Genomic DNA, 14,787 nt, shown 5'->3' with positions numbered 1-14,787 from the left:
GAAGGCTTATGAATATTAAAAAAAATAAAAAATTTAGAGTTTATGCACTCTATACGATAGGTTTTTTTATATTGATGAGCATAATGTTATTAAACATACGCATAAACAAACTCAGTTTTGTTTATAATGCTGATGCATTGGTACAACACTATCCCACACAATTTTTTATCACAGAATACTTGAGTGATTTTATAGCAAATATAGGAGATGGAATAAAGTTATTTAATTTTAATATAGGATTGGGACAAGATATATTAGGTACATACCATTATTATGGAATAACAGATCCGTTAAATATTATTTTGTTGTTAGGGAAAGATATAAATGCTAATGCCATGTATGATTTACAGATTATATTAAGAATGTTTTTATCGGGATTAGCATTTGTATATATGTGTATTCATTTTGATAATAAAAGAGGCTTAATACCACTAGGAGCATTAATCTATGTGTTTTCAAACTATGCACTTACTCCAGGTATTATGCATCCTTATTTTATAAATGTGATGTATCTTTTTCCACTGATGATTGTAGGTGTAAATAAACTAATAACGGAAAATAATGTTATATTTTTTATTTTGGTATCCGTATTATCAATAATAACAAATTTTTACTTTGCTTACATGTTGGCTATATTTACCTTTGTATATGCTTTGGTAAAAATAATTATGCGAATCAAAAAATTTAAAATAAAGAGCAACTTGATAGTTTTATTTAGAGGAATAATTTGCTATTTGCTGGCGGTAATGCTATCTTCTATAGTGTTGATTCCAGTGATTCGTTCATATTTAGATAGTTATAGAAGTGGACCAAGAGAGATAAATCTAAATTTATTTATGTCAGTAGAAGAGGCTCTAGATTATGTTTTGAACTTATTTGTGACTCCTAATATAGAAAATTTTGCTGTTGTAGGAATATCTATTATTACTTTATTTGCATTAATAAGTCTATTTATAAATAGAGGTAATATGCAGTTAAAGATTTTGTCAATATTAACAGTTTTTTTAGTATTAATGCCAAAGCTACACAGTTTTGTAAATGGATTTTCGTATGATAATTACAGATGGTATTATGTAGTCACATTATTATTGTCTTATATATTGGTGAATCAATATGAAAATATTCTAGAAATGAGTTTTGCAAAAAAAATAATAATGGTATTAGTCGTGATTACTTATTTAGGAACGTACATATATCAAAACTTTGGACATTTACTATATGAACTTTCCATTAAAGACATACTGATAAAACCTATAAATTTACTTCCAGTGATTACTGCAATATTAATATTAATGATATTATTATTAAAGGATAGATCAACTAAAAAGTGGTCAATTCAAATGATTGTGTCAATATCATTATGCATAAATGTGTTCCTATATATTAATAATGCATGTTCAAGTGGTGTCTTAGCAAATAGAGATGATATAAGAATGATGAGCAATAATAGTTCATTATCTTATGTATCTGGAAAATCTAAACATTCATTTGAAAGAGTAAATAACTTAAAATCTATTTCTTTCAATTATTCAGATATATATAATTATCCATCAATATCTGAATATTACAGTATTGAAAATGCTTATTTATCAAAATTTAATTTGGAATATAAAAATAATGGAGCAGTACCATTGACAAGGATGCAGGGCGTTGATGAAAGGTCAGCTCTGGTAAATATTTTATCAGTAAAATATCATGTAGGTGAGCATAAAGTACCATATGGATTTAAGCAATATGCTTTTCAAGATATGTATATGAATGAAAACTATATACCTTTTGGATTTATGTATAATAATTATGTAAAAGAGTCGGACTTAGAAGATTATTCAGCTTTAGAAAAACAAGAAATACTATTAAAAGCTTGTATAATAGAAGATAATATTCTTGGAGTAGAAAAACTAGCTCAGCAAGAATTAGATGAAATAAAGCTTAGACAAAACAAGGTGGATTATATTTCTTCTGAAAACAAGGTGGTTAATAATAAAAAAGAACATATAGTAAATTTGAATTTTAACCTTAAATATAGTGGAGAGCTATATTTGAAAATAAAGGATATGGACACATTTAAAAACAATGACTACATTGTTGTTGAATCTGGAACAGGTCAAAAGGCAATTGAATTTATTAAGAGAGATTCCAACTGGTATCTAGGAGAGAAAGATGTAATTGCGAATTTAGGATACCATAATAAAGGGACTCGCAGCATAATGATAAACATACCAGAAAGCGGTAGTTTTAACATGGATGATATAGAACTAGAATGTATTCCTGCGAGTGATATATCAGAAAACTCTAGGAAATTAGCTCAAAGACATTTAGAAGGTGTTGAAATTTCAAACAATGGGTTTAAAGGAAGTATAAACAATACTGAAAATGGATTGATGTTTGTGTCAATACCATATAGCGAAGGATGGAAAGCCGTTGTAGATGGTAAAGACACAAAGATACACACAGCAAATACAGGATTTATGGCAATAAATATTAAACCTGGAAAACATAAAGTAGTGTTTGAATATAATAGACCTTGGCAAAATTACGGAATATATGTTTCTGTACTAGGGGTATTGTTATTAATTGCATATCTAGTATTGAGAAGATTTATAGGAGGGGATATATAGATGTCAGCTATAAAAATTTTAGCTACAAACAAGAAAGCTAGACATGACTATTTTATAGATGAAGTGTACGAGTGCGGAATAGAACTCAAAGGCACAGAAGTAAAATCAATTAGAATGGGAAGAATAAACCTAAAGGAAGGATATGCTTCAGTAGATAACAGTGAGGTATTTTTGAAGCAAGTAAATATCAGTTCGTATGAACAAGGTAATAGATACAATGTAGATCCACTAAGGGTTAGAAAACTTCTATTACATAAATCGGAAATACGAAAGTTGATTGGTGCGACAACAATCAAGGGATATTCATTAATTCCTTTAAAAATGTATCTAAAAAAAGGCAAGGTAAAAGTTGAAATTGGACTTGCAAAAGGTAAGAAGTTATATGATAAAAGACAAGACCTTGCAAAAAAAGATGCACAAAGAAGAATTGAAAGAGAAGTTAGGGAAAAATACTAGGAAAAATAAATAATATAAGTTAGCCTGTTGGAAATATTGATTTTATAAGATTCTTATGTTAGAATTAATGTAGGTAAATACTCTTATAAACATGGTTTCTAATAGGCTACTTTTATATGGGGGTGTACTGGTTTCGACGTGGGTTTTGAACTTGGGGCTGCATGTCGTGTTACTCTGGGTCACGTAAAAACTGGGGAAATTTTAAAACAAACGCAAACGAAGATAATTTATTAGCTGCCGCTTAATGGCGCTCGTCCCTTTTAGTCCTCCTGCCGACTAAGAGCTGACGCAATTTATGCAGGGAACTCCTTTAGGGTTGTCTTGACCTAAAGGTAGTCTAATTAAGACTAGATGAATTTGAAACCTGTCACTCGGTGTCAAAGAATTCGAAATTTAAAAAGAGCTGACTAAGCATGTAGGCGCAACAGGGAATTGGCTTGCGGACAGGGGTTCGATTCCCCTCACCTCCACCAATTAAAATGAAAAATCAGTAAAGAGATTGAAAACACTAGGCTTTATAGTTTGGTGTTTTATTTTTTGTATTGAAATAACACAACTATAACACAACTGTTCTTTAATAGAATAAAATTATTACATTTTAAAAGGAGAATTACTTATGAAAAAATATATAAAGTTATATATTGTAGTGTTGTTATTATATATTACGAATACTATCTATTTTATTATACATCTTAAATCAGATCCAGCAAATGCGCTTGGACTTATCATGTTATTTCCAGTTTATTTTATCTTTTCATTTATATTCGGGGTGCTTAGCAGCAGAATTATCAGGGACTTCGTTATAAGTACTATTATGAATGTGATATTTGCCTCTTTAATAATAATTGGTAGCTTCTCAGAAATTTATAACTATAATTCTGTATTTGAATTATTGATATCTTGGAATTCTCTTATTCGAATAACAACCATATGTGGAATGGTAGGCTATTCATTTGGTGCAATAACTAATAAAATAAAAAATCATAACTAGAAATAATGACACGTCTATAAAATATAGAATTATAATAATTCACGTTTAGATAAATTAATAAAAACTAGAAAAAATAGGATAAAAAAGTTTATACGAAAAGTATACCTTGATAAATATAAATAAGGATTATACTATAATTATTAGAGATAATAAAATACATTATCAAATATAATTATTAAAGGAGAGGTATAGTGAGTGAAATTGCAGATAAGTTTGAGAAGATAAGGAATAGAGCAGATAAACTTGGAGAAAAATTATCTAACGTGATGGATAAGGTAGTAATTATACTTGGAAAATGTATACTTGGATTTTTTGCTTTAACATCAATGTTTCTTATTTTTTCAATACCTGAAACTGTAGGAGAGTATGTATCTTATGTCGTTAATGGGAAATCAGATATAATAACGCTTACAGGAATAAATACTATTATTCCAATGATGTCATATATATTAGTAATGATACTTTTTGTGTATTTGGCAAAGAAGTTAAATATTGCAAAATTCAACTTGTCATTTATAAATAAAAAGAATGTACTTATAATTTTTATTATAGTTATAATTGATCAAGTAAGTGCTGCTTTATTTTATGGAATAATCCAAAGTAATGGCATGGGAGTTAGAACAGTTGATTATTACATAGATAATGAGAATATTAGTTGGTACTTAGATTTTATAACTGGATTTATTTATGCTCCAATTGTCGAAGAAATAATATTTAGGGGATATATAATAGGTAGGCTGTTTGTGAATAATCCTATAATAGGCATTTTTATAAGTACATTGTTATTTGGAATAGGGCATCTTCCAGAAAATCCTATTAGTTTTATGCTGTTTGCTTCTTCAGGATTACTGTTTTCAATTGCATACTACAAAACCAAAAGATTAGAAGTACCAATAATAATACACAGTATGGGAAATATACTGATAACACTAGGTACATTTTAGTAATTACCTTAGATAATTTCACATCGATTTCAATAAAAATAAATAAAAAAATTGAAAATTTGTTGAAAAATTTAATGCGAAAGGAGTTTGCATATGTATAAAAATATTAAAAAGATAAGCGTTTTATTTTGTACTTTTATTTTCATGTTTTCATTAGTAGGATGTACAAAGGAAAATAAAGATAAAAATCTTGATAAAATTGTAAGTAGTAGTGAACTATGGAAGAAAAATCCTATTGAAGTAGTATCTAGATACGTGAATAGTCTTAATACAGAAGATTGCTATAAGTATGTTTACGCTGATATGAATGAAAAAGATAAAATATATTCTATAGGAGAAGATTATTTAGGAAATGATGGATTTTATCACTTAGGTAGATTCATAGATAAGGAAACTATAAAAAAGGAAATTGAGCATAACAATAAAATTATAAAAAGCTATAAATTTATTGGAGCAAAACCAACTTTACAACAAGAAGTAATTAAAAATCCTATAAAAATCAAAGATAAGAATGGAAAAGTTAAAGAGTATAGAAATCCCATAGTTATTGAAGTTTGGTTTGAAGTCAAACATCAAGGTGGAAAGGGAATCATATACGAAGAGGGGGAAAATATGACCCACTATACATTAATACAAGATTTAAATGGTGATTTTAAAATATTATCAATTGGAATGTAAAATATTTTTGAAACCTATATTACCTCCACCAATTAAAATTAAAAATCAGTAAACAAATTTAAAACACTAGGCTTTACAACTTGGTGTTTTTTTATTTTATAAACAAATGCTTATAGGATTTAATAGAAAAATTAAAAAATATTATTATTAAATATAATAATATACACTACTTAGTATACTTTTTAATATATCGCAATATTTTCATAATAACTAAAAAAATATTTATAAAATCTTTAGAAACTTTTTTAAAAAAAGTATTGACTGTTTATAACAGCATTGTTAATATGGAAAATACATTGTAATATTTATAGTCTAATATTAAAGGAGTAAGAGATGATTGAGAGATTTAAGGATAAAAATAGAGTTATTCAATTTGTTAGAAGCTTGATTTTTGCTGCTGTATCTTTAGCTAATGTCAGTGATAATTGGATTGAAATGAGTTATACAACTAAAGATATTATTAGAGTTATTTCCATTATAGCAATGGTAGGTATATGTTGCACAGAAAAATCATTTGGAAAAATAAGTAAAGCAATACTTATTTTAATGCTTGTTCTAGCATTATTGATGCATTTTAATTTTATATAGGGGGTACTTATGAAAAAAGAAATAAAGTTGTATGTTGTGATGTTATTGTTAAATATTTTGAATGCCACCTATTTTATTTTACATCTCAAAGCAGATCCAGCAAATGGGCTTGGACTTATCATGTTACTTCCAGTTTATTTTATACTTTCATTTATATTTGGATTATTTAGTGGTAGAATTATTAGGAACTTCGTTATAAGTGTAATTCTAAATGTTATATTTACTGCCTTAATATTAATTGGTTCAGGAGATAGTTATAAATTAAGCACTGCAATTGACCTATTAATACTGTGGGGTGATTTTATTTCATCAATAATTATATATGGAATAGTGGGATATTCAATAGGTGCAGTAATTAATAAAACAAAAAATAAGACAGCAAATAGCAAAGAAAAAGCATAATACAAGTAATTTAGAAGTTGTTTTTAAATAGCTCCTTTTTTTTGAAGAAAAATATGACTACATAGAAGTTGTAAAAAAAGCAAAAAAAAGATGTAAAAGAGAGGTTATTTCCTCTCTTTAGCTTAATTATATGTTATTTTTACGGCTATTTTTTAGTTCAGTCCATAAGTTTTCAGTACTAATTCCAATAAATAGGTCTAAATATATCACGGCAATAATATAAATAAGACACACTTTAATAAATGAACCACCTTCAACCAATTTACATAATTTTTTGTTAATTGTATTTATAGAATTCATGATGTCACTTCCTTTTCAATTAGATATTACTATAAGTATAGAATATTAGAATGATTTATTCAATTAAATATTTATTTGTGTTTACACACAACGATATAAATGCTAAAGTAAAATTATAACAAAGATTCTTATTAATGTTATAGATTGGAGGTAGTTATGAAAAAAGAAAGAATGTTGTACCTAATTATATTAATTTTATACTTGTTGGGTTGTGCTTGTTTGTTTTTAATAGGACAAGACCCTTATAGAGGTTTAGGAATAGCAATATTACTAATTCCAATATTCGTGATTACAGCACTTATTTTCGGATTACTAAGCAAGCGAATTTTTTTAAATTTTTTTATAAATATACTACTTGTACTGATTTGTTCAGGTTCTCTATCTATGCTTATGGGAATAGAAAATATATCCTCAGTTGTTAAATCAATAATTAGCGGAGGATCTCTTTTAAATACAACTTTGATATATGGAATTATTGGATATTTAATAGGTGGAATATTAAATATTATAAAAAGGTTATATGATAAGTGGTATGAAAAGTAGCATTTATGTGAGATTCAAATGGTGATTATAAATTATTGTTTATTGTAAGAGATAAGATATAGTATTTAGGAAAACAAAGGAAAATATAAATTGACTTTTATGAAAAGTAATGGTATAATAGAGCTTAAGACATGATACAGAAATGTTACATGTACCAATTAAAATACGGGAATGAGATTCTTGCTATGCGTGACCGTTTAACCCTGAGAAAATTTGTAATTAGTTAGTATTTGGGTTATAAAACTATAAATAACAACCAACCTGTTGACAGGTTGGTTTTTTTAATGCTAAATTTACAATATATGTATGGATGATAAAGTAAAACTATAAGTATATAAAGCTACTATATGCATGAATTGTTGAAGATAAACTACATGAGATTATTATGAGTAAAGATAAAAAATTATATAAAATAAAAAAAGGGGGGCTTTTAGTGGAAAATCAAACCATAAGGGAATTGACGGTTGAAGAAATTGAAAAGGCAATGAACTTAGTTTCAATAGTTTTTGATGAGTATGTAGCACCAACATATAGCAAAGAAGGAGTACAATTTTTCAAAGAAATCATAAAAACAGAATCATATATAAGATATGTCGAAGATGAAGGATATGTTTTATGGGGATGCTTTTACGGGGATAAAATTGTTGGAGTAATAGGAGTTCGAGCTCCTTTTCATATCAGTCTTTTATTTGTGGATAAAGATTTTCACAAAAGAGGGATTGCAAAGAAACTATTTGTACATGTATTGAATTTTTATAAAGTGTCAGAAAACGTAAATAAAGTAACAGTAAATTCATCTCCTTATGCTATTAGTATGTATCATCGTTTAGGATTTACGGATACGGGAAGAGAACAGGTAACAAATGGAATTAGATTTACACCTATGGAGTATGTAATAGAATAATTATTAAAAAGGTGAAAAATTGAACATCATGATCAAAGAACAATAAAGTAAGTATAAATAACTTAAATATAATATAAAAAAGTATGAGGTATAATGAAATTATATAGTTTAACTAAATAAAAAGTTGAAAAATAAAATTATAAAACTCTCTATAATATATATGTATATTTATGAAAATAAATAATAAATCACTGTTTAGAACGCATATGAACGGGGGCATATATACATATGTAATACAATTTTCATTTGAAAATATACTAATACAAAAAAATAAAGTTTTGCTTATCAAAATTTCGTATTAAATGAGACTATATACTTTTTAATACAAAAAATATAAGTATACACAGTCATATCATATTTTTATGACAAGGTATTAAAAAATGAAAATGTAATTTAAAATATAGGGGGTAGAAAAGTGATAAAAGAATCAAAAAAAATATCAGGTATATTAGCAATTTTTTGTATAGCGGTTTTTTTAGTTATATTTGGAAATAGTCGTTCATTTGCTAGTGAAAAATTGCCAGAAATTAAATCATTTGAATTTAATGAAAATAATGAAGGAGTTATTTTTAAACAGTGGGATGATGGAATTGAGACGGGAGCATCTTCTTCGTTACCAATAGTAGATGTGGAAAACGCTTATTTCTCAAAAGGCGTTATTTTTGATTTCTCACATTATGGAAAAATTGGTGATAGTGATGAAATATCTTATAATGGTGTGGATAAAGCATCTCCCGAGAGAACTACTGCTATAACTCAAAAGCTTAAGTACAATAATAATTTAGTATATTCTCTTTTTTATGACAAAGCAAGGTTAGATGAGTATTATACTTTTTATATGAAGTATTTAAAACACAGTGAATCATTTTATTATAATATTTTAGACAGTCAGTTAGAAAGAGATTATAAAAAAATAAGTTTATCTGATCAGGATAATAATATAATTAATAATATATTAAAATTAGGATATTCTGAAATAGATAATAGCGTTAAAAATTCTGGAACTGCAACTCACATGATGTCAAATATAGATTCATTTTTGACAACTCAGAGAGTGCTTATAAAATACTTAAATGAGAGCTTAGGAAAAGAGATAGAAATGCCCGCTATTTCTAAGATAAGAGAAGAAGATGGTCCAAGAACTTCTATTTATTTAGAATCAAGTATGAAAAACTTAGAAAATTTATATAAAGATGACTTGAAAATTAAGTTGGTATCTAGTGGAGAAGTGAATGTTATTGATGGAAATTATACAAAAGAATACAAACTTTCAGTCCCATTAGAAAAAGATATGGAAATATGGAATGTTAGAGCTAATACTGGTGGAGAGCACATGGTCTACGCAAAGGCTGATATAAAGTTGGATAAAAAAATAGACGGAGCTAAGGTTATTGTAACACCTGTGAAGTATGCAGGTGAAAAGAGAGATATATGGGAATATGAAGAACCATATGAAAAGGAAATATCCAACGAAAAATCTGTTTCTGTAAAGCAAGGCGATAAAATTAAATTAATACTTCCTAAGACATCAATAGACAATAGCAATATTGAAGAAGTAGATTTAATAGCTAATGGTGGATCAGATAAATTTAATTTTGATATCAATTACATAAAAGTGAATAAATATACTTTATCGAATGGAGATAAGGTAGACATTGATTTTATAATTAATGAGATTAATGAAAAAGGTAACTATGAAGATTTATATAAGAGAGATTTAGAAAAATTAGAAAACATAAGAGATGGAGCATATTTTCTGTATATAAATGATATTGAAACTAGTAAAGAAAGTGATGTAGATAAAATAAAATTTGTAAAAGAGGGTAACAACGGAAATGGAGGAGGAACAGTTAATCCTCCAGCTAAAAAAGCAATAGCAGTGTTAGCAAATGGATCAAAATATACTGATGTATTGACAGCAACAGTACTTGCAAATGAAAGAAACTGCCCAATTCTACTAACTGGAACAGATAGTATATCTACGGAAACACTAAACGAATTANTATTGAATTAAAAGATGTAGGAAAATATATTTACAAAATAACAGAGGTAAAAGGAAAAGACAGTAAAATCAAATACGATAAGTCTGAATACAAATTAATAGTAGATGTGACTCTGAACTCTACAACAAATGAGCTAGAAGCCAAAGCAACATTAGAAAAAATAGTAGAAGGTGAAATAAAAGAAACAACAGATGTAGCTGACCTTCAAAATATTAAAGTTAAGTTTATCAATTATTATGGAAATGCTATAATTGATGCTGATAAAAATAAATAATAATACTAAAATTTTATAACTAATTCAAATAAGAGTATTATAGGCAAAGTGATTATTTATTATTTTGCCAAGGTACTCTTATTTTATTGAAAACAAATTGTAATGTTATTAAAGGCATTTTAACTTATAAACTTATTGGGAAACCATAAATTATATGTTAGAATATAATAGTGATAAAAAAAGAGCGAGAAATTTAAATTTTATAAAGTAATTTGACTACTGTATAAAATTATATATATAAAAGGTAATTATAAAAATAAGGCAATAGCGAATATATAGTAATTCTGAAATAGAGATAAGTGAAAAGTTTTTCGTCAGTGCAGTAGAATGAGAGGATATATTATGGGAGATTGGTTTTTAAGATTTATAAAAGGAATATTTATTGGTTCGGGCTTTATAGTCCCAGGAGTTAGTGGAGGTGCGCTGGCTGCAGTATTTGGAGTATACGAGAGAATAATTACTTTCCTAGCAAATATAACAAAAGATTTTAAAAAAAATGTAATATATCTTATTCCACTAGGATTAGGGGGATTGGTAGGAGTATTCCTATTTTCTTTTGTAGTTAGTTATTTCTTAGGAACTTATGAAACACAGATACTGTGGATGTTTGTAGGCTGCATAATAGGTACAGTTCCAGCTTTATGGCAACAAGCTGGTAAAAAAGGTCGAAAAAAAAAGCATATAGCAATAAGTTTTTTGACATTTTCCTTAACTCTATTATTAATGTTTTTTGGTTCAAGGATGTTTCAAGGAAATGTACCACAGAATTTTGGTACGTGGATGATAGCTGGAGGATTGATTGGTCTAGGTGTAATACTTCCAGGTCTTAGCCCTTCAAATTTTATAGTATATATGGGAATGTATAAAGACATGGCTGATGGTATGAAAGATATAGATTTTGCAATTATAATTCCAATTATAGTAGGAGGAATTTTAACTGTACTAATATTCTCTAAAATAGTAAATTATGTATTCAAAATAGCTTATGCTACATTTTTTCATGCAATATTAGGAACTATATTTGCCTCTACTGTAATGATTGTTCCTACAGATTTTAATTACTTAAGTACAGGTACTTTTGCTTGTATATTTACATGTATGATTGGAATTGTGTTAGGATATTGGATGTGTAACTTGGAAAAAAAATATAAGTAAGTTGAAAAAAAGCCGACCCAAAAGGTTAGACAAAAAATCTAACAATGAGAGGTCGGTATTTTTGTGGATAAATATATTTGTGAATAAAAGTCAAATAGTATAGATAGATACTGGTTTGTAGAGCATGTAAAAATTTTTTTACATATGTAAATATTAGCATGTCAAATATATTGGATAGCAAAATTATAAGTTATTAATTAGACTTTTAATCAGGAGGTACAGCTAATGAACTTAAGCAAGCAAATAAAAGAAAACAGAAAAAAAATGTCCTTATCTCAGGAGGAGCTAGCGGAAAAAGCATATGTAACCAGACAAACCATATCGAATTGGGAAAATGATAAAAGTTACCCAGATATAAATAGCTTAATAATACTGAGTTCATTATTTAATATTTCCATAGACGAATTGGTAAAAGGAGATGTTGATACAATGAGAGAATATGTAAGTAATGAGGTAATAAATAAATTTCAAAAAATGGGCGTTTTATATGCAATTGGGTTAGTAATTGCGGTAGTATCCATTGCACCATTATTTATGTTTTTTAGATGGACTGGAATGGTAATTTGGTTTGTATATTTTATACTGGTAATGATGTTGGCACTAAAAATTGAAAAATTTAAAAAGGAACATGATGTTCAAACATACAAAGAGATTGTTGCTTTTATGGATGGTAAGAAATTAGATGAAATTCAAAAGGCGACAGAAAAAGGGAAAAGACCGTATCAAAAAATATTTTATGCTATAATATCTGCACTCATAGGATTTACAGTAACATATCTATTGTTAGTGCTATTGATGGGATGATTCAGAACAAATATTAATGATATAAAAGATAAATTTGACAAATAAAATATAAAATGTTATCTTCAATGTTACGATATAAATAAATAGGAGGAAGTATAATGAGTAATTTACCAAATTGCCCAAAATGTAATTCTGAATATACATACGATGATGGTTTCATGATAGTATGTCCTGAGTGTGGAAATGAAATCCCTAGAAATGGTGGCGAAGTAGTTGAAGACGTAAAGATTTTTAGAGACACACATGGAAATGAATTAAAAGATGGTGATTCAGTAACAGTTATAAAGGATTTAAAAGTTAAGGGAAGTTCTGATGTAATAAAAAGAGGAACAATTGTTAAAAATATAAAGTTAAAAGAAGGCGATCACGATGTTGATTGTAGAATACCTGGGTTTGGGAATATCGAGCTAAAAACAGAATTTTTGAAAAAGGTATAGTATTTTAAGAAAGCATGTTTAAAGTCATAAATGAATTATGGCTCTAAACATGCTCTTTTTGTTATTCGAAATTTTATATTTTAGATGAAGTATGCGTCTGATAAACTCTATCTAAGAAGTAATTTTATCGGATATAGATTTATTATTAGAGAGCAGCTTTTTTCTATTTATTAAAAAGTATAAAATTCCCAAGGAATCAGCTAAAAACCATCCAATTGGAACGGACCACCATATTCCGACCACGCCAATTGAAGGAAAAGCAGACAAGGTATAAGCCAGTAGTACACGAGTTCCTAGAGATACTATAGTAAGAACAACAGACATTCCAGGCTTTTCAAGTGCTCGATAAAGTCCATATAGTAGAAATAGTACAGCTATACCACAATAAAAGGACCCTTCAATTCTAAGATATCGAACGCCTTCTGTGATTACTGCAATTTCACTTGCATTTACAAAAATTAGCATCAATGGCTTTGCAAATATAAATACAATTAATGACACTATTAAACTAAAAGATACGGATATAGTAGTTGCAATTTTTATTCCGGATTTAATTCTATCTTGTTTTTTAGCGCCATGATTTTGAGCAATAAAAGTTGAAAATGCATTACCAAAATCCTGTACAGGAAGGTAAGCAAATGCACTAATTTTAACTGCAGCAGCAAAAGATGCCATAATTGCAGTACCAAAGCTATTTACCAAGCCTTGCACAGCAAGTATACCTAAATTCATAATAGATTGTTGTACACATGTGAGTACTGAAAAACGAGCGACCTCTGCAATTCTGCTAAATTTGAGACAGACTTTTTTATCACTGGAATATAGATTTGGGAACTTTATTAGAGTGTAAATCAGTATTCCAAAACCAGATGCATATTGTGAAATTACGGTAGCTTCTGCTGCTCCAGCAACGCCACGATCAAGACCTATAATAAACAATAAATCAAGCACAATATTTAATACAGAAGAAATTGCCAAAAAAGCCAAAGGGATCGTTGAGTTTCCTAAAGCTCTAAGTAATGAGGCAAAAAAATTGTAAATAAATACTGCTGTCATACCTATAAATACTACTATTAGATATTCTCGCATCATTTCTCTTAGTTCAAGCGGTACATGTAGGAGTAAGATAATGTCATCAATAAAAGTAAATATTAATATATTTAAAACTACATTTACTATTCCGAGTAACACAAATGATGCCAATATAGACTCCTTTAATCCTAAATCATCTTTTTGGCCAAATTTTATAGAAAAGACTGTTCCACTCCCCATTGCTAACCCAATTATTATTGAAGTTAAAAACGTCATCAAAGTAAAAGTAGAGCCTACGGTTGCTAATGCATCTATTCCAATAAATTTACCAACAATTAAAGTATCAGCTATGTTATAGCACTGTTGTAGCATATTTCCCAAAATCATAGGAATTGCGAATTTTAGCATAGTTTTCATTACAGGTCCTCTAGTCAATCTATTTTCCATCAACAATACCTACCTTTCACTAGAAATAATTACAACTATTAGAATTATTGTATCATAAAAAAGCAAATATTTAGTTCAAATAGAAATGATAATATATTGTTCAATATTTAGATTACAGATAAGATTTTAGAAGATTCACAAAAAAAAATAAATTGTTGATTTAGATAGTTGAATAAATATTTAAAGTTACGTTAGTAAGAAATGTTAATAA

14 protein-coding genes and 1 other RNA gene are annotated in these 14,787 nt (G+C 27.7%); 14 read left to right on the top strand and 1 reads right to left on the bottom strand.

What is annotated here, in order from left to right:
- Positions 1–8: 8 nt before the first annotated feature.
- The 14 genes from C0982_RS05940 to C0982_RS05870 all read left to right on the top strand — a co-directional run bounded on the left by C0982_RS05940 (position 9) and on the right by C0982_RS05870 (position 13,097).
- On the top strand, positions 9–2,618 hold the full coding sequence (locus tag C0982_RS05940; RefSeq protein ID WP_101773342.1) for a YfhO family protein: 2,610 nt from the start codon (positions 9–11) through the stop codon (positions 2,616–2,618).
- Positions 2,619–3,074 (top strand): SsrA-binding protein SmpB, encoded by a 456-nt coding sequence (gene smpB / locus C0982_RS05935; protein WP_101773341.1) that lies wholly within the window; start codon positions 2,619–2,621, stop codon positions 3,072–3,074. It abuts the gene before it with no gap.
- Positions 3,075–3,192: 118 nt separating this feature from the next.
- Positions 3,193–3,547: a transfer-messenger RNA gene (gene ssrA / locus C0982_RS05930) on the top strand.
- 143 nt (positions 3,548–3,690) lie between these two features.
- Complete coding sequence (locus tag C0982_RS05925) at positions 3,691–4,065, top strand: hypothetical protein (RefSeq protein WP_101773340.1); 375 nt, start codon at positions 3,691–3,693, stop codon at positions 4,063–4,065.
- Positions 4,066–4,256: 191 nt separating this feature from the next.
- Positions 4,257–5,009, top strand: coding sequence for a CPBP family intramembrane glutamic endopeptidase (locus C0982_RS05920; protein WP_101773339.1), 753 nt, complete (start codon positions 4,257–4,259; stop codon positions 5,007–5,009).
- 93 nt (positions 5,010–5,102) lie between these two features.
- A complete protein-coding gene (locus tag C0982_RS05915; protein WP_101773338.1) occupies positions 5,103–5,687 on the top strand; it encodes a hypothetical protein in 585 nt (194 codons plus the stop codon).
- A gap of 333 nt (positions 5,688–6,020) precedes the next feature.
- The gene (locus tag C0982_RS05910; protein WP_101773337.1) at positions 6,021–6,275 is read left to right on the top strand and encodes a hypothetical protein; all 255 of its coding nucleotides are present in this window, start codon (positions 6,021–6,023) and stop codon (positions 6,273–6,275) included.
- Between the two features lie 9 nt (positions 6,276–6,284).
- Positions 6,285–6,677: a hypothetical protein gene (locus C0982_RS05905; protein ID WP_101773336.1), complete on the top strand. Its 393-nt coding sequence runs from the start codon at positions 6,285–6,287 to the stop codon at positions 6,675–6,677.
- A gap of 456 nt (positions 6,678–7,133) precedes the next feature.
- Positions 7,134–7,520: a hypothetical protein gene (locus tag C0982_RS05900; RefSeq protein WP_101773335.1), complete on the top strand. Its 387-nt coding sequence runs from the start codon at positions 7,134–7,136 to the stop codon at positions 7,518–7,520.
- Positions 7,521–7,905: 385 nt separating this feature from the next.
- Entirely contained in the window at positions 7,906–8,424 is a 519-nt protein-coding gene (locus tag C0982_RS05895) for a GNAT family N-acetyltransferase (protein WP_101773334.1), read from the top strand.
- A 1,977-nt stretch (positions 8,425–10,401) separates the two neighbouring features.
- Positions 10,402–10,701 (top strand): Spy0128 family protein, encoded by a 300-nt coding sequence (locus C0982_RS05885; RefSeq protein ID WP_101773332.1) that lies wholly within the window; start codon positions 10,402–10,404, stop codon positions 10,699–10,701.
- Between the two features lie 342 nt (positions 10,702–11,043).
- On the top strand, positions 11,044–11,856 hold the full coding sequence (locus C0982_RS05880) for a DUF368 domain-containing protein (RefSeq protein ID WP_242961516.1): 813 nt from the start codon (positions 11,044–11,046) through the stop codon (positions 11,854–11,856).
- Between the two features lie 225 nt (positions 11,857–12,081).
- Positions 12,082–12,660 carry a helix-turn-helix domain-containing protein gene (locus C0982_RS05875; protein WP_101773330.1) on the top strand — a complete coding sequence of 193 codons (579 nt, stop codon included), beginning with the start codon at positions 12,082–12,084 and terminating at the stop codon, positions 12,658–12,660.
- 98 nt (positions 12,661–12,758) lie between these two features.
- Positions 12,759–13,097, top strand: a complete 339-nt coding sequence (locus C0982_RS05870; protein WP_101773329.1) for a zinc ribbon domain-containing protein YjdM — start codon at positions 12,759–12,761, stop codon at positions 13,095–13,097.
- Between the two features lie 111 nt (positions 13,098–13,208).
- Here the strand turns inward: C0982_RS05870 and C0982_RS05865 are convergent, their stop codons facing one another.
- On the bottom strand, positions 13,209–14,576 hold the full coding sequence (locus tag C0982_RS05865) for an MATE family efflux transporter (RefSeq protein ID WP_101773328.1): 1,368 nt from the start codon (positions 14,574–14,576) through the stop codon (positions 13,209–13,211).
- Positions 14,577–14,787: the final 211 nt, after the last annotated feature.

The organism is Peptostreptococcus faecalis (assembly GCF_900240845.1).
In the GTDB taxonomy this organism is placed as follows: domain Bacteria; phylum Bacillota; class Clostridia; order Peptostreptococcales; family Peptostreptococcaceae; genus Peptostreptococcus; species Peptostreptococcus faecalis.
This window is presented reverse-complemented; position numbering and strand designations above follow the sequence as displayed.